Origin of the sequence: Aeromonas sp. R9-2 (assembly GCF_040908025.1) — a bacterium.
GTDB lineage: Bacteria > Pseudomonadota > Gammaproteobacteria > Enterobacterales > Aeromonadaceae > Aeromonas > Aeromonas veronii.
On the sequence record NZ_JBFOCX010000025.1, the window covers coordinates 320676 to 341439 of the forward strand.

The 20764-nt window shown below is 58.4% G+C and carries 20 protein-coding genes and 1 riboswitch; of the genes, 7 read left to right on the top strand and 13 right to left on the bottom strand.

What is annotated here, in order from left to right; genetic code table 11:
• Positions 1-21: 21 nt before the first annotated feature.
• Positions 22-1008 carry a DUF481 domain-containing protein gene (locus tag AB5Y71_RS13780; RefSeq protein ID WP_368171814.1) on the top strand — a complete coding sequence of 329 codons (987 nt, stop codon included), beginning with the start codon at positions 22-24 and terminating at the stop codon, positions 1006-1008.
• Positions 1009-1123: 115 nt separating this feature from the next.
• On the opposite strand, the gene AB5Y71_RS13785 is transcribed toward AB5Y71_RS13780, so the two are convergent.
• The 4 genes from AB5Y71_RS13785 to AB5Y71_RS13800 form a co-directional block, all read right to left on the bottom strand.
• Positions 1124-2539 carry a DASS family sodium-coupled anion symporter gene (locus AB5Y71_RS13785; protein ID WP_005334328.1) on the bottom strand — a complete coding sequence of 472 codons (1416 nt, stop codon included), beginning with the start codon at positions 2537-2539 and terminating at the stop codon, positions 1124-1126.
• A gap of 245 nt (positions 2540-2784) precedes the next feature.
• Entirely contained in the window at positions 2785-3510 is a 726-nt protein-coding gene (locus tag AB5Y71_RS13790; RefSeq protein WP_076495094.1) for a MaoC family dehydratase, read from the bottom strand.
• Positions 3511-3755: 245 nt separating this feature from the next.
• Complete coding sequence (rlmF, locus tag AB5Y71_RS13795; RefSeq protein ID WP_257696107.1) at positions 3756-4727, bottom strand: 23S rRNA (adenine(1618)-N(6))-methyltransferase RlmF; 972 nt, start codon at positions 4725-4727, stop codon at positions 3756-3758.
• A gap of 148 nt (positions 4728-4875) precedes the next feature.
• Entirely contained in the window at positions 4876-5364 is a 489-nt protein-coding gene (locus AB5Y71_RS13800; RefSeq protein WP_005334331.1) for a C40 family peptidase, read from the bottom strand.
• Between the two features lie 275 nt (positions 5365-5639).
• Between AB5Y71_RS13800 and AB5Y71_RS13805 the strand changes: the two genes are divergently transcribed.
• Together AB5Y71_RS13805 and AB5Y71_RS13810 are read left to right on the top strand one after the other, a co-directional pair.
• A complete protein-coding gene (locus AB5Y71_RS13805) occupies positions 5640-6362 on the top strand; it encodes a 4'-phosphopantetheinyl transferase superfamily protein (protein WP_368171815.1) in 723 nt (240 codons plus the stop codon).
• Positions 6359-7207 (top strand): tetratricopeptide repeat protein, encoded by an 849-nt coding sequence (locus AB5Y71_RS13810; protein ID WP_368171816.1) that lies wholly within the window; start codon positions 6359-6361, stop codon positions 7205-7207. Before AB5Y71_RS13805 ends, AB5Y71_RS13810 begins: the two co-directional genes overlap by 4 nt.
• Before the next feature lie 172 nt (positions 7208-7379).
• Here the strand turns inward: AB5Y71_RS13810 and AB5Y71_RS13815 are convergent, their stop codons facing one another.
• Positions 7380-7622: an Lpp/OprI family alanine-zipper lipoprotein gene (locus AB5Y71_RS13815; protein ID WP_005334342.1), complete on the bottom strand. Its 243-nt coding sequence runs from the start codon at positions 7620-7622 to the stop codon at positions 7380-7382.
• A 225-nt stretch (positions 7623-7847) separates the two neighbouring features.
• On the bottom strand, positions 7848-8501 hold the full coding sequence (ribB, locus tag AB5Y71_RS13820) for a 3,4-dihydroxy-2-butanone-4-phosphate synthase (protein WP_064339774.1): 654 nt from the start codon (positions 8499-8501) through the stop codon (positions 7848-7850).
• Positions 8502-8605: 104 nt separating this feature from the next.
• A riboswitch (FMN riboswitch) is annotated at positions 8606-8762 on the bottom strand.
• Between the two features lie 259 nt (positions 8763-9021).
• Here ribB and purU point away from each other — a divergent pair.
• Positions 9022-9858: a formyltetrahydrofolate deformylase gene (gene purU / locus AB5Y71_RS13825; RefSeq protein WP_368171817.1), complete on the top strand. Its 837-nt coding sequence runs from the start codon at positions 9022-9024 to the stop codon at positions 9856-9858.
• Between the two features lie 79 nt (positions 9859-9937).
• Here purU and AB5Y71_RS13830 read toward each other — a convergent pair whose 3' ends face one another.
• On the bottom strand, positions 9938-11200 hold the full coding sequence (locus AB5Y71_RS13830) for a DUF945 family protein (RefSeq protein ID WP_368171818.1): 1263 nt from the start codon (positions 11198-11200) through the stop codon (positions 9938-9940).
• 107 nt (positions 11201-11307) lie between these two features.
• Positions 11308-12789, bottom strand: coding sequence for a cardiolipin synthase (gene cls / locus AB5Y71_RS13835; RefSeq protein WP_236316189.1), 1482 nt, complete (start codon positions 12787-12789; stop codon positions 11308-11310).
• Positions 12790-12886: 97 nt separating this feature from the next.
• On the opposite strand from cls, the gene AB5Y71_RS13840 reads away from it, so the two are divergent.
• Positions 12887-13429: a DUF1439 domain-containing protein gene (locus tag AB5Y71_RS13840; protein ID WP_181363571.1), complete on the top strand. Its 543-nt coding sequence runs from the start codon at positions 12887-12889 to the stop codon at positions 13427-13429.
• Between the two features lie 5 nt (positions 13430-13434).
• On the opposite strand, the gene AB5Y71_RS13845 is transcribed toward AB5Y71_RS13840, so the two are convergent.
• Entirely contained in the window at positions 13435-13875 is a 441-nt protein-coding gene (locus AB5Y71_RS13845; RefSeq protein ID WP_041980377.1) for a GNAT family N-acetyltransferase, read from the bottom strand.
• A gap of 340 nt (positions 13876-14215) precedes the next feature.
• Between AB5Y71_RS13845 and AB5Y71_RS13850 the strand changes: the two genes are divergently transcribed.
• Positions 14216-14953: a lytic transglycosylase domain-containing protein gene (locus tag AB5Y71_RS13850; RefSeq protein WP_058055841.1), complete on the top strand. Its 738-nt coding sequence runs from the start codon at positions 14216-14218 to the stop codon at positions 14951-14953.
• 92 nt (positions 14954-15045) lie between these two features.
• Here AB5Y71_RS13850 and aqpZ read toward each other — a convergent pair whose 3' ends face one another.
• Both aqpZ and AB5Y71_RS13860 read right to left on the bottom strand, forming a co-directional pair.
• On the bottom strand, positions 15046-15735 hold the full coding sequence (gene aqpZ / locus AB5Y71_RS13855) for an aquaporin Z (RefSeq protein ID WP_005361747.1): 690 nt from the start codon (positions 15733-15735) through the stop codon (positions 15046-15048).
• Positions 15736-16005: 270 nt separating this feature from the next.
• Positions 16006-16218, bottom strand: a complete 213-nt coding sequence (locus AB5Y71_RS13860; protein WP_005334366.1) for a DUF1653 domain-containing protein — start codon at positions 16216-16218, stop codon at positions 16006-16008.
• Between the two features lie 381 nt (positions 16219-16599).
• Between AB5Y71_RS13860 and AB5Y71_RS13865 the strand changes: the two genes are divergently transcribed.
• Positions 16600-17814: a pyridoxal phosphate-dependent aminotransferase gene (locus tag AB5Y71_RS13865; RefSeq protein WP_005334367.1), complete on the top strand. Its 1215-nt coding sequence runs from the start codon at positions 16600-16602 to the stop codon at positions 17812-17814.
• A gap of 63 nt (positions 17815-17877) precedes the next feature.
• Here the strand turns inward: AB5Y71_RS13865 and AB5Y71_RS13870 are convergent, their stop codons facing one another.
• Positions 17878-19353: a YfcC family protein gene (locus tag AB5Y71_RS13870; RefSeq protein WP_005334369.1), complete on the bottom strand. Its 1476-nt coding sequence runs from the start codon at positions 19351-19353 to the stop codon at positions 17878-17880.
• A gap of 162 nt (positions 19354-19515) precedes the next feature.
• Positions 19516-20709 (bottom strand): enoyl-ACP reductase FabV, encoded by a 1194-nt coding sequence (gene fabV, locus AB5Y71_RS13875; RefSeq protein WP_368171819.1) that lies wholly within the window; start codon positions 20707-20709, stop codon positions 19516-19518.
• Positions 20710-20764: the final 55 nt, after the last annotated feature.

The following is a 20764-nucleotide window of genomic DNA, read 5'->3' on the forward strand; positions in this document are numbered from 1 at the left end:
GCACCGGAGTCACCTTACCTCATGAAATTCCTTCCCCTCCTACTCCTGTTGGCCTGTCATTCCTTGTGGGCCAAGGACATTCTCTGGATGAACAATGGCGATCGTCTGACCGGTACCATCGAAGAGATTGGCGAAGAGTCGGTACGCATCTCTTTGCCCTATACCGGTGCCGTTACCGTCAAGCGGGATGCCATCAAGCGCTGGCGACTAGAGCATCAGGATAAACCCAAGGCGACCGCCAAAGGTGGATTCACCCTGTTCAAGGATGAGCAGGATGAACGCAAGGCCTGGCTCTGGACCGGTAGTGGCGATCTCAACATCAAGCTCAAACACAAGGACAAGCACACCAACAACGTCAACTTCAAGGGCAAGACCGAGTTGGCCAATCTGGACTGGCGCTACAGCTTCTCCGGAGAGTACTCCTACGAAACGTCTGACAGCGTCACCGATAACCACGACTACAAACTGAACCCGACCATTGACTACTTTTTCGATCAGCAGTGGTTTGTGCGAAGCTCGCTCAATGCCGAATATGACATGCTGGAAAGCAACTACCTCAGCCTCGACTATGGTACCGGGCCGGGTTACCGCTTCTGGAACGAGAAGCGCCGTCGGCTGGAGTTCGTGGCGCAAGGGGGTCTGCGCAAGGCCTACTTCAGAGAAGAGAGCGGGATTGGGTTGCTCTTCAAAGGCAACCGGATCATCGACTACCCCTTTGCCAGCATGAACTGGGATTATCGCCAACCCATCCCGATATGGCGGGAAAAACTGGAGCTGTTCAGTCAGGGGCGCTATCTGCTCTATCTGGATCAACCCTCACCCTATATCACTCTGAATCGAGATGTGACCGGCAGCGTGGGCCTGCGCTACTACTTCAACGACCACCTGCGCCTCTCCTGGTCGAGCGAGGTGGAGTGGGAAGATGGCGAAGTGCATTTCGTCGGTCTCGAGCAAAAGTACAAAGAGACCGAATTCAGGCACCTGCTCAATCTGGGCGCCAGTTTCTGAGTCAACTGCAAACAGAAAGAGGAGCCAAGTTGGCTCCTCATTCTGTTTTGGTCATCACCTGCCATGGCACTTTTCCGATGATGGAGCAGGCACAGATGAGAAACCGGTCGTACTCTCAGATCAGTCCCCAGGCGGCAATCTGGTAGATCCATACCATCGCCAGCAGGGTGCCGACCAACCCCATGATGACGCCGATGCGCACCATCTGGTGACTCTCCACCAGACCGGTGGCGTGGGCCAGCGCATTGGGCGGGGTACTGATGGGCAGCGACATCCCAAGCGAAACCGAAATGGTGACCGCCAGGATCAGGGTGTGACTGCCTCCCCACTCGGCCAGCTCCGGCATGCTGACCGCCAGTGCCGCCACCAGTGGCAACAACAGGTTGGCGGTCGCGGTGTTGGACATAAAGTTGGCCATCACCACTGCCAGCAGACAGGCGCCGATCAGCACCGCCAGCGTGGAGTACTCGTGGAACGGAATATGGGTGATGAGCCGCTCGGCCAACCCGGAATCCTCCAGCGCCAGCCCCAGCGCAATACCGCCCGAGACCAGCCAGAGCACATCGAGGGAGATCTTGTGCAGATCGTCCTTGGTGATGATGCCGGTGGTCAGGAACACCGCCACCGGGATCATGGCGACCACGTAGGAGCTCATGCCATGCAGATCCCCCAGTAGCCAGAGCACTATGGTGGTGATAAAGGTGAGGTAGACCACCCAGGCGCGAGGGGTCTGCATAAAGCGCCCCTCAATCTTGAGATCCATCCGCTTGAGGGTGCTCGGGAAGAAACGCCCCAGCAGGAACCAGCCGAGCAGCAACAGCAGCACCACAAAGGGCACCGCAAATCCCATCCACTGGCCGAACGAGATGGCATGCTCGCCGGTCAGGTATTTGAGGGCCACCGCGTTGGGCGGAGTACCGATGGGAGTGCCGATCCCGCCGAGGTTGGCCGCCAGCGGAATGGCCAGCACAAAGCCGATTTTGGCCGGGTCCTTGTCGGGAAACGCCGCCAGCACCGGGGTAAGGATGGCCAGCATCATGGCGGTGGTGGCGGTATTGCTCATAAACATGGAGAAGGTGGCGGTGATCAACATCAGCCCCAGCATGACGATCCGGGGATCCTGACCGAACGGGCGCAGCAGCACCCGCGCCAGATTGACGTCCAGATGGTATTTGGTCGCCGCAATAGCGAGGAAAAAACCGCCGAGAAACAGCATGATGACCGGCGAGGCAAAGGTCGCCATCACCTCGGTGGACTTGAGCAGCTCACCAAAGCCCGGCTCTGCCTTGTCGGCAGTCATGAACCAGAGCCCCTTGTCGGAGAGCAGCAGCAGCTCCAGCACGATGATCAGCACCGAGGTGGCGAAGATAGGGATGGGCTCCAGGATCCAGCAGAGGGCGGCCAGCACGAAAATGGCCACGACCCGCTGCTCGATGACGGTGATCCCCTCCAACGGGATCCAGTGGGTCGGGATCAGCAGGATGGTGAGGCTCAGCAGCAGTGGCAGAATAATCTTGTTATTGATGGGCACTATTGTCTCCAGGATCGGGAGTAAGAAGCCAATAGTGGCATAACATGCTATCGCCTCACGCGGCCAACTCGCCAAAATGAGAGCTGGCTAACTGCACGGCGCACCGTTTTGTGAGTCATATCAAGCTGGGGTCGGCGCGCTATGGCTGACGCCTCAGCCCTTGCAACAAACAGGCAAAAAAACGGGCCCGCTGTTCGTTGCACACGACAGCGGGCCCGTTTCACCATTCATGCCGATGAGGGAGCTCAGAAGTAGATGCGGGTCACCGACTCGATGACGCAACCCGGGCGGCGGATCCCTTCGATCTCAACCTTGATCTCTTTGAGCAACTCCAGCCCACCCTTGATGGGGGTGACCCGGGCCAGCTTGGTGCGGGCGCGGATGTTGCTGTCCACCTTGATGGGGTACGGGAAACGTACCTGATCCAGCCCGAAGTTCACCACCATGCGGGCAGTCGGGAACTCGGGGGTGGCCTCATCGACCGAGCCGGTCAACTGCGGCAGCAGCGCCAGGGTCAGGAAGCCGTGGGCGATGGTGGTCTTGAAGGGCGACTCGGCGGCCGCGCGCTCAGGATCGGTGTGGATCCACTGATGATCCCCGGTCACGGCAGCAAACTGATCTATCATCTGCTGGCTGACGTGCAGCCACTCGCCGACATGGGTCTCTTCACCAATGCGGGCTTGCAGGGCGGCATAGAGCTCGGCCGCCTCGGCCGCCAGCTCAACTGCGGGTTCCTGAGCGACGGCAGGCTGACCGTTGGCTACTTGTGCCACGGTTGCTGCATCCTGTTGCTGCTCGCTCTGGGACTCGGCTTGCAAGTCCAGCACACGCCCCAGCAAAGGATGAAGATGTGCCTTTTGCTGAAACTCACGCCAGTAGTCGCGGATCGCCGGAGAGAGCCAATCCTTGAGCTCAAAGGGGTGCTGCGCCAGAATTTCGCGCTTGCGCTTCAGAAAATCGACAACTTTCATCTACCGATCCCTATTTGATTCAATGCCTGTAAAGAGGTCTAACCAGTCCTATTTTATTAAAGTTTCAGCTGTAAGTGCAAAAAAATCTCGGCGTACACCTGTACCAAGGCGGAAGTAACTACTTACACCATGCAAACCAGCACGATCTGCCAATGAGGAAATCGATTGCCAAAGATGCCGCCAGCAGGGGAAATTCGCGGTGCTCATCATGGAAAAAGGCCCTCATCGGGCCTTGTGGTGGGGACTCAGCGCGCGCTCGACCAGCCGCTACGCAATCCCTCTTCATCCAGAAAGGACCAGGTGAGGATCCGGCTCACCTTGTTGCCCTGTGCCATGTCGATCACCCGTACCTGACGCGCCCCCACCCGGCTCAACGCCTTTTTTGCCCCCGGCAGGTTCTCTTTTTTCGACACCAGCGAGCTGAACCAGAGGCACTGAGTGGCAAACTCCTTGCTCTGGGCAATCATGTTGGCCAGAAACGCCGCCTCGCCCCCTTCGCACCAGAGCTCGGCCTTCTGGCCGCCGAAGTTGAGCACAGGAGCGCCTGTCACCTCCTTGCCCAGATTGCGCAGCTTGCGCTCCGTCCCCTTGCTCGCCTCTTCCAGCGACGCATGGAACGGCGGATTGCACAGCGTCAGAGCGAAGCGCTCCTTCGGCCCTATGATGCCGCGAAACACATGGTTGGGGTTACCCTGCAAACGACACTCAATCTGGTTGCCGAGTCCGTTGCTCTTGGCTAGCAGGGTGGCCGCCTTGACCGAGACCGGATCGATATCCGATCCAACAAAACGCCAGCCATATTCGCGGGCACCCAGCAACGGATAGATGCAGTTTGCCCCCACCCCGATATCCAGCACCCTCACCCCCTTGCCGGTAGGGAGCTGGCCTGCGCTCTCGGCCAACAGGTCGGCCGCCCAGTGCAGGTAGTCCACCCGTCCCGGGATGGGTGGGCAGAGGTAACCGGCAGGCAAGTCCCAGTGGGCAATCCCGTAGTGATGGGCCAGCAGGGCGCGATTGAGGGTCTTCACTGCATCGGGATCGGCAAAATCGATGGTGCGGGTGCCGTAGTCATTGATAAAGACGTGGGCAGCCAACTCGGGAGTTCGCAGGCAGAGCGCCTCAAAGTCGTAACCCGCCTGATGGCGATTACGGGAGTGGAGTCCGGATGTGCGGTCGCCCGACTTGGGGCCACCGGCTGATGGGATGCGGGGTTTCATGCTGAGCCTGCCGAAGAAAACGGGCCCACACTATAGTGATTTGACTCGGGAAAGTCTAAACGACGGCAATAAAAAACCGGGCTGTCGAGCCCGGTTCAAGTGAGGTTGGAAAAACAGTCCGTACTGCGAGCCGTTTGTCCAGCCTGACTCAGATATCGATCCGGCGAGCTTGCCAGAACTTGTTGCGCCAGTATTGGCTATCCAGCTTGGAGCGCGTCACACCGGCTCGAGTCGAGGCGTGGATGAATTCGCCATTGCCGACATAGATACCAACGTGGTTGAGACGACGATTGATTTTGAAGAAGACCAGGTCACCCTCGACCAGATCCTGCTTGGAAACGCGCGTCCCTTCATGGACTTGGGAGCGGGTATCGCGGGGTAATTCGATACCGACGGCATTGCGGAACACTTCACGGGCAAAGGCGGAACAGTCGATACCGCGCTGGCTGCTGCCACCCATCCGGTACGGAACACCACGCCACTCTTTATATACAGTCAGGATTTCATTCACATCGGGTGTCTGGGAAGCTTCCGGTTCGATGACAGGTTCAACCATGGAAACTTCGATCTTACTCGCGACCTCGGGTTGGGGTGCCGAGGCACAACCCACCATTCCGAGCGCGACCAGCAGTAGCATCAGGTGGCGCAATCCTTTATCCCCGCTAAATAGTAAATCTTGTTAAAATACGGCCCCAAAGGGCAATTTATAAGGCAACAGCACCCGACTATATCCAAGAATTCTATCGAGGCAAGTGAAAATCCCTATCAAGCTCACATTTTTGCAAGGAAATGCACGATTTTTCATAATTAATGTGATCATGCCCAAACAATATACAATCGCAAAAAGAGCCTTGGGCCTCATAGATAACTGGCTTTTATCCCTGCTTCAGCACCTTTTTAAAGTGAAAAATCATGATCGAAACCGATCTTTTTTTGTTAAAACCGGCCAAGGTATGCCAGGAACTGCTTGCTCAATTGCCTGAATGGCTGTCAACCGATGAGCAGCATATCTGGCAAGCCATGACCCATCCTGAACGGCGTCAGGAATATCTGGTGAGCCGCGCCCTGCTGCGCCAGCTATTGGCCGAGCGGCTGCAACAACCCGCCGCCAGTCTGCAATTTTGCAACGCCCCCCACGGCAAGCCCCGACTGCATGATGATGCTTGGCAGTTCAATCTGAGCCACAGTGGCAGCTGGCTGGTGTTGGCGCTCTGCCCGCATGGGCCGCTTGGGGTGGATATCGAACTGGGCAAACGGCGGCATCATCCCCTCCCCCTGGCCCGCCGGTTTTATGCACAGAGTGAATATGAGTGGCTCTGCGCACTGCCTGCCCAAGAGCAGGAGAGTGCCTTCTACCGGCTCTGGTCACGCAAGGAGGCGGTACTGAAAGCCCACGGTGGCGGCATAGCGGCGGGACTGGAGAAGGTGCGGTTTCTCCCGGAGGAAGGATGGCGACTCGACAACCGACTCGATGACACCCCTTATCAGGTACAGGATTGGCCCTTTGCCAGCGGCTGGCTCAGTCTCGCGGCGACGGCAACCCCCGTGGCCTTTTACCGGCTGGATGAGCGCTTGAATTGCCACTCGCTTAACCCCATGTTACTCAACACCCTTTCTGAAGAGTCCAACTCATGATCGTCGACATTACTCCCCAGAATTTTCACGCTGAACTTATCGATGCGTCCATGAAGAAGCCGGTCGTCATCTATTTCCATGCTCCGCAGATGCCGGAGTGCCAGGGGATGACACCGCTGATCGAATCACTGGTTGGGCCCGCCAATGAGCAGGTCACCCTGGCCAAGGTGGATATGAACGATCCCCAACTGCAACCGCTGGCCAGCCAGCTCGGCCTGCGCGCCCTGCCCGCATTGGTGCTGTTCCATCAGGGTCGCCCTGACGAACAGGGGATCATCGAAGGACCGCAGGATGAAGCCACCCTGCGCCAGTATTTCGCCGCCTTCGCCCCCAAAGAAGAGGAAGAGTTGCTGGCCAAGGGGCAACAAGCACTGGCTGACGGGCAGCCCAGCATCGCCTATGCCCATCTGACCAAGGCACACCAGCTGGCCCCTGAACGCCACGACATCAGCCTGTGGCTCATTCAAGCTGCGCTCGACCTCAACCTGCTGGATGAAGCGCAGGAGCGCCTCGGCACCATCCCGATGGCGGCGCAGGATGGTCACTTCCATACCCTGAGCTCACGACTGGCGCTCGCCCTGCAAGCGGCAGACAGCCCGGAACTGCGCGCGCTGGAAGCCCGTCATGCAGAACAGCCTGATGATTTTGCCCTGGCTCAGGAGCTGGCAGTGCAATACAACCAGGCAGGCCGTCAGGAAGAGGCGTTGGGACTGCTGCTGGAGATCCTCAAGCGGGATTTGGCATTCGGCGATGCCAGAAAGACCTATCTCGATATTCTGGCGACCATGGGCAGCACACCGGCGGCGCAGAGCTACCGTCGCAAACTCTATAGTCTGCTCTACTGATCGGAATCGTACTGGCTGGTAATGATGGGGGAGTGCCGGGAGACCGGCATGACCTCATGGGTCAAGTACGAAGAAGGTATTGTGGGAATAAGGTGCTGTGGGAATAGTGGAGATACGGTGAATTTCAGGCAAAAAAAAATGGCGCAAAACTGCGCCATTTTTTTCGCATGGATTACTTCTTGTAGGAAGTAGCCATGTTGTCGATGCGCTGGTTAGCACGCATAGCTTCTTGCTTGGCTTCGGCAACATCAGCAGCGATTTTGGACTGATCAGCACGAACTGCGCTAACATCTTGAGCCAGTTGGTCAACTTTGTTAGACAGATTCTGAACGGAAGTTTCCAGTTCGCTGGTGTTTGCACAACCGCCCAGCAGAGCGGACAGACCAACAACACCTACCAACAACAATTTTTTCATTTTTAAAGCTCCCTTGAACTCGCCAGACGTTTAGCAAGCGGCGTGATTATGGCACAAAAAAATCCTACTTTGCATAGTCCCCACCACAGATAAATGCATTAAAACCCTCATTTTTTTTTGAATGAACAGTTTTTGTCCAGATTCGTCTAAAAAATGAGTGCCGTGTGGTGGGGGCACGGACAAAGGTTAACCAAATTTTTGCCTTATTACAATTTCGTATGAGGCTCAGGCTGTACGTTCTGACAACAATTGACGATATTGCACCAGATCCTCGATGGTCAGCACCGGCATCTGGTGCTTGCGACCGAACGCAACTAGGTCTGGCAGACGCGCCATCGAGCCATCTTCTTTGGTCAATTCACACAACACACCAAACGGTTTGAGACCAGCCAGCTGCATCAGATCGACCGTCGCTTCGGTATGACCCCGGCGGGTAAGCACCCCACCGGTTCGCGCCCGCAGCGGGAAAACATGACCCGGGCGGTGCAGATCGCCCGGTTTGGCGCCGTCTGCGATGGCTGCACGGATGGTGGTGATGCGATCAGCCGCCGAGACACCGGTCGTGACCCCCTGCGCCGCTTCGATGGTCACGGTAAAGGCGGTCTGGTAGTGACTGGAGTTGGCCTCCACCATCATTGGCAGTTCCAGCTGGCGAACCCGCTCGTCGGGCAGGCAGAGGCAGACGATGCCGGAGCACTCGCGGATCATCAGCGCCATCTGTTCATTGGTCATGGATTCAGCGGCGAAAATGAGGTCGCCCTCGTTCTCCCGATCTTCATCGTCGGCCACCAGCACGCCGCATCCGGCACGCAAGGCAGACAGCGCCGCTTCGACACGGGCAACGGGATCACCGAATTCACTGAGTAGAGACTGATTCATGGTAAAACTCCTAAACAAGACAAGGACCAGAATCAGGGCATGGAAAGGCAGACAGAGACGGGCATGCAGCGGCCAGCCCACAAGGGCCAAAACGGCAAGGTCTGTCTTATCCTCTTTCATCCGGACTATGACCGTCGGCTCCGGCATCTCACCGGATCTGCTGACCCCGACCTGGCAATCAGCCAAGTCGGGCGCTCGCGGGCTCCCCGAGTCAATCGGGATACCGCCGGTGGGGAATTGCACCCCGCCCTGAGAATAAGCGCAGACAGCCTAAAGAAAAACGGTTGCAGATACCAGCCAAAATCCCCCGCAGGCTGAAAAGCGTTTCAACATTGCGCACGGGATCCCGCTCTGCGGCCTGCTCGCCAGCGTGCGAGGCTATGACTGGCGAATTTCTTTATGGCGCGGATCGGTTTATGGCATAGTTCCCGAAACAAAAAAACAGGGCCCGAAAAGAGAGCCTGAACAACGCAGCCGGCGCAGACAGCAGCGCCAACACCACAAACGGAAAATGACAGAGATGGAAAAGAAAATACTGCTCACGGATTGCCCGGATGCCAAAGGGCTCATCGCCAAGATCACCAACATCTGCTACAAGCACCAGCTCAACATCATCAAGAACGATGAGTTTGTGGATCACGAGAATGGCCGCTTCTTCATGCGTACCGAGCTGGAGGGGCGCTTCAACGACGAGACCCTGCTGGCCGACCTCGATGATGCCGTGCCCACCGGGGCCCAGCGCCGTCTGGTCAAGGCGGGCAAGAAGCGCATCGTCATTCTGGTCACCAAGGAGACCCACTGCCTCGGCGATATTCTGATGAAGAACTACGCGGGCGCGCTGGATATGGATATCGTCGCGGTGATCGGCAACTACGACACCCTGGCCGAGCTCACCGGCAAGTTCGATATCCCGTTCCACACCGTCAGTCACGAGGGTCTGAGCCGGACAGAGCATGAGGAGCAGGTTCGCGCCATCATCGACAGCTATGAGCCTGACTATGTGATCCTGGCCAAGTACATGCGGGTGCTGACCCCGAGCTTCGTCGAGGCCTACCCGCGCAAGATCCTCAACATCCACCACTCCTTCCTGCCCGCCTTCATCGGTGCCCGCCCCTACCGGCAGGCGTTTGATCGCGGCGTCAAGCTGATCGGCGCCACCGCCCACTTCGTGACCGACGATCTGGATGAAGGCCCCATCGTCGAACAGGACGTGATCCACGTCGGTCACGCCTTCAGTGCGGAGGACATGGCCAAGGCGGGTCGGGATGTGGAGAAATCGGTGCTGAGCCGCGCGCTGGAGCTGGTACTGAACGAGCGGGTGTTCGTCTACGGCAACAAGACGGTGGTCTTCAAGTAATTCGCCCACACGGCCCGTATGCAAACGCCAGAAACAACAACGGCTCCCGCGGGAGCCGTTGTTGTTTCTGCGCCGAGTGTCAGAGCGGCAGATCGTTTACCGTCACCGCGCCCTTCTCCAGCTTCAGCTCGGAGGTCAGCGCTTGCTTGTCGGCCTTCAGATAACCCATCAGGGTCAGCTGATCGAGCATGGGGGCCAGTTGCGGCACCGCCTTGCCCAGCTTGTCGCTGAGGCTGGCATTCAGCACGCCGGAGAGGGCCTGCATTCCCGCGTCGCTGTTGAACAGCTGCTCCAGCGAGGTGGAGCCCAGCTTCACGTCCCCCTTCATGGTCACCGCCTCACCGTTGAGCTTGGCGCTGAGATCGGCCAGTTCAAGGGTCGCGCCACGTTTGAGCATCTTGTCCAGCGCCTGCTGGATAGCGGCATCTTCAACTCCCTTGCCACCGGCGGCCTGCAGCCCCTGATACCCTTCCAGATCCAGACCGTTGAGGTTGAGCGCCAACTTGCTGTCGGTCACCGCCAGGGTGTCGGTCTCGTTCTCCAGATCCAGCTTGGCAATTTTCATCTGATAGCTGCTGGAGAGGGTCTGGGCATCATCACCGGTCAGCTGAGTCTCGGTAGTCATCCCCTGCAGGGCAACCTTGACGCTGTCAGGCAGTTGTACCGTGAGGGCCGAGAGGGTCATCTCGCTCTGGGGCGAGAGGAGCACACCGCTGATCTCGGCAATGTCGGCACTCCCTTTCAGATCGGCCAGCACCAAGTCCATCTTGCTCTGCTCTTCATGGACCGTCATCCCCTGCCAGGTCATGGTGAGGTGACCATTCCCCTCCAGATTGCCGTGGAACTCGCCGCTCAGGGGCAGGAAGCTGAACTCGTCCAGCCCCTGTTTGATCTTGAATTCATTGGCCCAGAAACGGCTGCTGTTACCCTGGGTCCAGAGACTGGTGACCGACTCCAGACCGAGTTCCCACTGCTCCATGCCCAGTGCGGTGAAAACCGGCGCCAGAGTGCCATTATGGGTATCGAGCAGGAAGTGGCTCTTGATGTAGAGCGGCAGGATCTGGCTCTTGACCACCAGTTGCAGCTCGATGGGCTGACTGCCCTCTAGCTCGCTGTCGATGGCAGCCAGCTCCTCAGGCGTCACCACGACCTTCAGGATCCCGTCACGGGTGAGGAGGTTGCTGCTGCCCGGCAGCCACTGCATGTCGAGCCCGCTCTCTTTCTCCACCTTGGCGATCTGTTCCGCCATGATGTTGTCGAAGCTGTTGCCCGTGTACCAGCACGCAGCCAGACCACCACCTACCAGTGCCGCACCCACGGCGAGGGCCACTATCTTTTTCATATATCCATGTGTCTCCAGGGAGTTGTCACTGCACTCTACGGGGCGGACTCGGGGCTAGGCAAGTCCAATCAGATGGCGAGTCCACTTTCTTGCGGCTCGCCACAACATCACAGCAAGGGGCTGAAGAGATAGAAGATGTTCTCCATCGCCTTCTTGTACCAGGGGCGGGCCTGCCATTGGGCCAGGGTCATCGGGGTGGCTTCCGCCATATAGCCCTGTACCAGCCGGGTCATCTGGGCCACGAACGAGGGGTTGTCCACCAACAGGGTCACCTCGAAGTTGAGCCAGAGGCTGCGCCGATCCAGATTGACCGTCCCCACCAGAGCGAAGTCATCATCCACCAGCACGCTCTTGGTATGGAGCAGACCGGCATCGTAGCGGTAGATCTCCACCCCGGCCGCCAGCAGCTCCTCCATAAAGGCGTTGCAGGCGTAATTGGCCATGATGGAGTCGTTGCGTGCCGGTAACACCAGCTGCACCTGCACTCCGCGCGCCGCTGCCGAACTGAGTGCGGCTGCCAGCGGATCGTCGGGTACAAAGTAAGGGGTCGTCAGCACCAGATGGCTGCGCGCCTGATAGATGGCCAGCAGCAGGCTCTGCTGGATGCAGTCACCGCCGACGAAGGGGCCGGACGGGATCAGCTGGGCGCGGTAGTTGGTCTGGGGCCAGGCCTCCGGCTCATGCTGCAGACTGTCGAGCAGCCGCTCGCCGGTCTCCATCTCCCAATCCCAGACGAAGATCGACCACATCAGCGGCACCATGGGCCCCTGCACCCGGATCATGATGTCGACCCACTGGCCGACCCCTGCATCCTGCTTGAAGAAACGGGGATCCACCATGTTCATGGAGCCGGTGTAACCCACCCTGTCATCGATCACCACCAGCTTGCGGTGCATCCGCAGATCCTGACGCTGGAACAGAATGCGCCAGGCGCCGACCGGCAGCACCTCCACCAGCTTGACCCCCGCCTTGCGCAGCTTTTTGGGCCAGTGGGAGCGGAAGAACTGCTTGCTGCCCACCGAATCGAGCAGCAAGCGACAATCCACGCCGCGTTGCGCCACTTCAATCAGCGCATCGCACACCTCGTCGGCATCGCCGCCCGGATGCCAGATATAGAACTCCAGATAACAGGAGAGCGTCGAGCGACGGATATCCTGGGCAATCTCGCGCAAGATCCAGTCCGGCTTGTTGAGCAAGGTCATGCGGTTGCCGGAGAGCATCGGCATGGCGAGCCGTCCCTGGATGAGATCGTGCAGCGGCTGTGCCTTTGCGCCCACTTCGCAGCAGTGCTGCGGGAACAGACGGGCCAGTTGGCGGATCCAGATGGCATAAGGGCGATACATGGCCTGGGCGCGCTCGGCACGGCGGCGCCCCAGCTTTATTTCACCAAACAGCACATAGAAGCCCACCCCGGCAAACGGAATGGCATAGATCAGCGCCAGCCAGGCCAGCGACACCCCGATGGGACGGCGTTTCATCACCACCCGAAACGACACACCGGTGACAATCACGGTATGAAAAAGCAGTAGCAGCCAACCCAGAAAACGGGAAAACAGCAGTTGAAGATCGTGTTCCAGACCGTTAAACAACGGGGACTCCTTCTAATCGACAAACAGCGCGGTGGGCAGACCCCAACCGGCCGGGATGGTATGCTGTAAGGCAAATCCATTCTATCAGGTCGCACGCATGATCCTGCAATCTATGCTGCTCAGCCTGGCCATGCTAGGCCAAGGCTCATATGACATCAATGAGCAACAGATAAACCAGTACCTGCAATCTCAGGTGCAAGTCGACAAACAGCTGGAGCTGCCGGGCATCATCAAGGCCCATGTGACGCTTGAGCAGAGCGACGTCCAGATCGGTCGCCAACGCCCCGATACCGCCCGGGTCTATGGCAAGGGCAAGCTCAAAATCGCCCTGCCAGACAATACCGAATATGACGCCCGCCTGCAGATGGCCTATGAAGCGAGGCCTCGCTATGACAAGAGCCAGAGCGCCCTGTTTCTCGATAACATGAAGCTGGTGGAGTACAAGCTGGAGCCGGAGGCGGCCGAGAAGAAGTTCGGGCTGATGCTCAACATGCTGCTGCAGAGCATGGAGAAGCGGCTCGAGACCAAACCGGTCTACAAACTCAATGACAAGGATCCGGATCAGGCGTGGCTGAAGGAGAATCTGCTGGGGCTGGAGCTGTCACCGGGCAAGATCCACCTGCTGACCAAACCCCGCTAAACCGCTCAATTCAGGAGGGGCTGGGTGGTATCCCGTACCAGCAGCTCCACCTGATAACCCTGCTGCTGCTGCCGCTCGTAGAGGGAGAAAAGCGACCCGCTCAATTGATTGAGGGGCATATCGGCAAACCCGGCCTTGAGATAGAAAGGCTTCTCGAAGGGCAGCGCCTGACAGACCACAGGTTTGTCCAACAGACCGTGGCAGGCGTGCTGCAACAGCCGAGACCCCAATCCCAGCGACTGGTAATGGGGCAACAGGCGAAAGCCGCACAGATGGTAAAACTCCTCCTCGTCCCGCAGCCGTACCGCCCCCACCAGCCAGTGAGCATCACGCACGACAAAGATCCGCTCGGCCAGATCCGGCACATAGTGGGAAAACGTCGTCTCGTAATAGTCCCTGATAAGGGAGAGGTCGGCGTCGCAGTACTCTTCGAAAGTGAGTTCCATCGCCAGCTTGCTTGTCACAGACAAATCCTTTGATAATCAGTTATTAGTGCCAGATACGGTGCGCTAATCCGACCACATGACGCCAGCACGATAGCATGCCTTTCGTCAACAAAAAAGCGGACGTCGTAGGCTGCTTGCTTACCCGGTGGAAGAGGCCATTACCCACCGCCTGATGGCCAAAACCGTGCTTTATGATGACAATCCTTTATTGCGGCGGATACTTTGATCCCGGTCACCGAATCGGATCATTTGCCCCCTGTTGGCCGCTTGTTCTGCCCTCGTCATGATGCTTTACTCAACATGGTCATCACAAGAAGGAGTATCAGGGTTGAAAGCATGGATGCTGGCAGGCCATATGTTGTTGATCCCCCTGAGCGGATGGAGCCAGACTCCCCCCCCCGCGGAGGTGATCTTCCTGACCGCAGCTCCCTCCCCCTTGCGTCCGAGCAAAGATGCCACTCCCGCCTCACAACCCGACACCGCTCAAACAGCGGCAGTCGCCACCAACGGCAAGAAGCAGATCCAGGTCTATAAATCGGTGCAACAGAATGGGGTGGTTCGCTACTCCGACATGGCGCCCGAACAGGGCCATTACGAGCTGCTGCTGTTCAACGACTGCTTCGCCTGCGATCCCAAATCCAGTGTCAACTGGCAGACCACAGGGCTGTTTCTCTATGACTATGCCAGCACCATCAAGGCGGCCGCCAAAACCTATCAGGTTGAGCCGGCGCTGATCCGGGCGCTGATCCATGCGGAATCCGCTTTCAATCCGCTGGCGGTCTCCCGCAAGGGGGCGATGGGGCTGACCCAGCTGATGCCCGCCACGGCGCGGGAGTTGGGGGTCGGCAATGCCTTGCTGGCGGAGCAGAATATCTTCGGCGGGGTGAAATACCTGGCGGGACTGCTCAAGCAGTATGACGGCAACGTGGCGCTGGCGACCGCGGCCTACAACGCAGGCGCGGGCGCCGTACAAAAACATGGCGGTATCCCGCCCTATGCGGAAACCCGTGCCTATGTGGAGCGTGTCCAGCTCCTCCACCTGCGCTACAAAGAGATGCTGCAGGCCAAAGGGCTCTGAGGTTAGCCTCGGTTAATGCTCTTTTCTCGCCCCTCCAGAAACAAAAAACACGCCCGCAGGCGTGTCGATACCACACTTTGTTTCGCAAATGATTACTTCTGCTCAGTCGCCACCAGGCGATAAGCCAGCGCACCCAGAATGGCACCGACAATCGGGGCAACCCAGAACAGCCACAGCTGGCTGATAGCCCAGTCACCGACAAACAGCGCAACACCGGTACTGCGGGCCGGGTTGACCGAGGTATTGGTCACCGGAATGCTGACGAGGTGGATCAGGGTCAGGCACAGACCGATAGCGATCGGCGCGAAACCGGCAGGCGCACGGCTATCGGTAGCCCCCATGATGACGAACAGGAAGAAACCGGTCATCACCACTTCACACACCAGTGCGGCAGTCAGACTGTAACCACCCGGAGAGTGCTCACCGTAGCCGTTGGAAGCAAAACCGGCAGAGAGATCAAACCCGGCCTGACCGCTGGCAATCACGTAAAGCACGGCAGCGGCGGCAATGCCACCCAACACTTGCGCCACGATATAAGGCAGTACACCGGATGCCGGAAAACGACCACCCGCCCACAGACCAACGGTCACGGCCGGATTGAGGTGGCAACCGGAGATATGGCCGATGGCAAACGCCATGGTCAGCACGGTCAGACCGAAAGCCAGCGAGACCCCCAGCAGACCAATCCCGACGTGAGGGAAGGCAGCAGCCAGCACGGCACTGCCGCAACCGCCCAATACCAGCCAGAAAGTGCCCATAAACTCAGCAGCAACAGGTTTCACATTATTTCTCCCATTTGAGATAACACCGAACAAGACCCGAGAAGGGCCCATGCTTGAACAAGCGCAGCATTATGGGAGTGTGAGTCCAGATTGCGAACCCGGCAGGCAGAGCTCATTGAATGTGATGTTCGTCACAATTAGTTGATTAGATAAGGGATTTATCATTAAGACAGCCGGCTGCACATCTCATACCCAAGGGCGTCATGCGACAACTTGTGACACCGTTTAGCTCGAGTGCTCATCCCTTGAACGATAAAAACGGAGGCGTGGTCAGTCTCCTGCAGGGGCAAAACGGCTGACAACCTGCCCCTGATGCTCAATCCACTCCATAAACATGGCGACGGGACGGGCATAGACCTGACCATCCTGCTCGGATTGATAAATGACCAGCTGCTCCTGGGTTTCGGTATGCAAAGCCAGGGCAAGCACTTGATAGTAACCCCCCTTGAAGTGGCGATAGCGGCCTGGAACGGGTGCTTGCATGGGAAAACCTCGCAGAAGTGAACACCGATGAGCGAACCACATAAAGATGACACCATGAGTGCCAGTCAACTCATCGAAAAGGGTGACGAAGACGATTTTTTACACAAGCCAATCGTGCCACAGGATCCGGATATTGCAACACAGTCAGGCAGCTTTGTTAATTCGTTCCCCATGTTTCACTAGTTAACCTTGGTTAGCACCAAAGATCGTGCTGAATTTAACGTTCTAGCAACCCTGTTTTAGGGCTAAAAATCAGGGAATTCTTCTAAAAAGAGGATTGTTCTAGCATTCAATTCTGTGAAGAATAGGGGAAAAGAAATTTGATACTAAAAATCGCCTTTTTCGCCAACGCGTCCCTGTGGGGAAGGAATCACACTCACCATGTTCACAATCGACAAGTCGCACAAGCTCGACGATGTCTGCTATGACATCCGCGGCCCGGTGCATAAAGAGGCTCGCCGTCTCGAAGACGAAGGCCACCGCATTCTCAAGCTCAACATCGGCAACCCGGCCCCGTTCGGCTTTGATGCGCCGGAAGAGATCATCAAGGATGTGATCCTCAACATGCCGCTGAGCCAGGGCTACTGCGACTCTAAGGGGCTCTTCTCTGCCCGTAAAGCGGTGATGCAGTACTACCAGCAAAAAGGGATGCGCAAGGTCGATATCGACGACATCTACATCGGCAATGGCGCCAGCGAGCTGATCGTGATGGCGATGCAGGCGCTGCTCAACAATGGCGACGAGATGCTGGTGCCCTCCCCTGACTATCCGCTCTGGACCGCGGCCGTCACTCTCTCCGGTGGCCATGCGGTGCACTACCGCTGCGACGAAGGGGCTGACTGGTATCCGGATCTCGACGATATCCGCGCCCGCATTACCCCGCGCACCCGCGGCCTGGTGCTGATCAACCCCAACAACCCGACCGGCGCCGTCTACGGCAGCGAGTTCCTGCTGGAAGTGATCGAGATTGCCCGCCAGCACAACCTCATCATCTTCGCCGACGAGATCTACGACAAGATCCTCTACGACGATATCTCCCACACCAGCGTCTGCACCCTGTGTGACGATGTGATGGTGGTGACCTTCAACGGCCTCTCCAAGGCCTACCGTGCCTGCGGCTTCCGTCAGGGCTGGATGGTCATCACCGGTCCAAAAGGCCGTGCCCGCGGTTACATTGAAGGGCTGGAGATGCTGGCCTCCATGCGACTGTGCGCCAACGTGCCGATGCAGCACGCCATCCAGACTGCGCTTGGCGGCTACCAGAGCATCAACGAGCTGATCCTGCCGGGCGGCCGCCTGCGCAAGCAGCGGGACAAGGCGTGGGAGCTCTTGAACGAGATCCCCGGGGTTTCCTGCGTCAAACCCAAGGGAGCGCTCTACATGTTCCCGCGCCTCGACCCCAAGGTGTATGACATCCGCGATGACCAGAAGATGGTGTTCGACCTGCTGCAGCAGGAGAAGCTGCTGCTGGTGCAGGGCACAGGCTTCAACTGGCCGGCGCCGGATCACTTCCGGCTGGTGTTCCTGCCCCGCGAAGAGGAGCTGGAGGATGCCATCGGCCGCCTCGCCCGCTTCCTCAAGGGCTACAAGCAGTAAGCAAGGCTCATGAAAAAGGCTCCCGCGGGAGCCTTTTTGTTATCTGTGGTTTTATCCGTGCCATCAGCCGTGCAGCAGGGCACCGGCCACCAGCACCGCCATGGTGATGAGAGCCACCCCGATGATGAAGGGCAGCACCCAGCGCACGAAGCGGTCGTAGGGGATCTTGGCCAGCGCCAGACCAGCCACCAGATGGGCGGCGGTGGGGGCAAACAGGTTGATCCAACCGGAGGCGGACTGATAGGCAGTGATCACCAGATCCCGGGAGATGCCGGAGAAGTCCGCCAGCGGCCCCATCAGCGGCATGGAGACGGTCGCCAGTCCCGAGGTGGAGGGGATGAAGAAACTCAGGATAATGTGTACCAGATAGGCCATCAGGATGAAGACCGATGAGGAGAGTCCAGTCACCAGCCCTTCAGCCCAATGCAAAATGGTGTCGATGATGACGCCCTGCTCCATCACCACATAGATGCCGCGCGCCACCGCCACCACCAGCGCTACCCCGATCAGATCCCGAGCGCCGCTCAGGAAGGTCGCCACATAGTTGGACTCCGGCATCCGGTTGATCAGCGCGATCAGAATGGAGGCGCTGAAGAACAGGGTGGAGAGCTCGTCAAACCACCAGCCAAAGGTGGGCAGCACGTCGATCCCCAAATCCGACCAGGGCACCACCGCATAGATCATCAGCAGGAAGGTGCCGAAGAAGACCAGCATGGTGAGCTTCTGCTTGCCGGTGAAGGCGAGGTTGCCGCTCTTCATCTGGGAGAACTCGTCGTCATAGACGATATCGGCCAGCACGGAGCGGGACTTGTCCTGCTGCACCTGCTTGGCATAACGCATCACGAACCAGGAGGCGAAGATCACCAGCAGCAGCCACTGGATGACCCGCAAACCGATCCCCTCACCGATGGGGATACCGGCAAAACCGGAGGCAATACCGGTGGCAAACGGGTTGACGGTGGAGGCGAGTACCCCGACCCCGGAGCCAAGCAGGATAATCCCCGCCGCCACCATGCGATCAAAGCCCGCCGCCATCATCACCGGCACAATGAGTGCCCAGAAGGCCACCGTCTCCTCCGCCATGCCAAAGGTGGAGCCGCCGAGGGCAAACAGGGCGATCAGCACCGGGATCAGCAGTCGCTCACGCCCGGCAAAGCCGCGCACAATGGCCCCCACCCCGGCATCCAGCGCCCCGCTCTGCATGGTCACCGCAAGAAAACCACCGATGATGAGCACAAACAGCGCCACGTCGGCCGCCTTGTGAAAGCCCTGAATGGGGGCCTTGAGCACCTCGAACACTCCTTGCGGGTGGGCGGGTAACTCGGTGTAGCTGCCAGGCACTGGCAACAGCCGCTCGTCGCCGCTGTAATCGGCCACGGCCGCTGCCGCCACCGGCTGCTGGGTCTTGGCGGTGACATAGTCATATTTGCCCGCTGGCAGCACCCAAGTGAGGGCGGCCATCAGGGCGATGATGATAAAAAGCAGGGTATAGACAGTAGGGAGTTGGCGCTTCTTGGGCGCCTCGTTTGGAGTGGTCATAGCTTCCGTACCTCGGCAATGCCGTCTGTGATCCGATCAGCGCAAGACTAGCGGGTTTGATATGGGAAAAAGGTGATCGCTGATAATAAAATTCCGCAAATTAGCGGAATGTTTGCCAAAAAAACAGGGCCCCGCGGGGCCCTGTTTTCACTTGAGTCAGACTCAGAGCTCGACCACGTCGAATTTCACGTCCGGATTTACATCCGCATCGTAATCGACCTCGTCCAGACCGAAACCGAACAGGCGCAGGAACTCCTGCTTGTAGCCGGTGTAATCAGTCAATTCGGAGAGGTTTTCGCTGGTGATGGATGGCCACAGATCACGGCAGGTCTGCTGCACATCTTCGCGCAGTTCCCAGTCATCCATGCGGATGCGAGCCTGCTCGTCCAGCGCCATGTCGGACGCGTAGAGACGGGTGCGCATCATGCGGTCCACCTGCTCCATGCAGCCCTCGTGAATGCCCTTCTCCTTCATGATCTTGAAGGCCATGGAGATATAGAGCGGCATCACCGGAATGGCAGAGGAGGCTTGAGTCACCACGGATTTCAGCACAGCCACGTGAGCGGTGCCGCCCTTGGCAGCCAGATCGCCACGGATGGCTGCAGCGGCGCGGTCCAGATCTTCCTTGGCGCGGCCCAGGGTGCCATGCCAGTAGATGGGCCAGGTCAGATCGGTACCGATGTAGGAGTAGGCCACGGACTTGGCGCCGTCGGCCAGCACGCCAGCATCGCGCAGGGCGGCCATCCACAGCTCCCAGTCCTGACCGCCCATGACGGTGATGGTGTTCTGGATCTCTTCCTCGTTCGCCGGCTCGACGGTGGCGGTGATGATCTGATCCTTGTTGGTGTCGATGGCGGTGGTGGTGTAGACCTCGCCGATGGGTTTGAGGGCGGAGCGTACCACTTCACCGATTTCCGGCATCTTGCGCACCGGCGAGGCCAGGGAGTAGACCACCAGATCAATCTGACCCAGATCCTGCTTGATGAGCTCGATCACCTTGGCGCGGCATTCGTTGGAGAAGGCATCGCCGTTGACGCTTTTCGCATACAGGCCTGCCTCTTTGGCGGCCTTGTCGAAGGCGGCGGAGTTGTACCAGCCAGCGGTACCGGTCTTGGACTCGGTGCCCGCTTTTTCAAAGAAGACGCCGAGGGTGGCGGCGCCGCTACCGAAGGCAGCCGCAATCCGGGAGGCCAGGCCATAACCGGTGGAAGCGCCGATCACCAGCACCTTCTTGGGACCATTCTCGATGGTGCCCTTGGCTTTGGTATAAGCAATCTGGCGACGAACATTGGCTTCACAACCGACCGGATGAGTGGTGGTGCAGATAAAGCCGCGAACCTTGGGTTTGATGATCATATGGGGTCTCGGATCCGTTTAATGGATGAAATCGGGGCATAAGATACCTCATCTT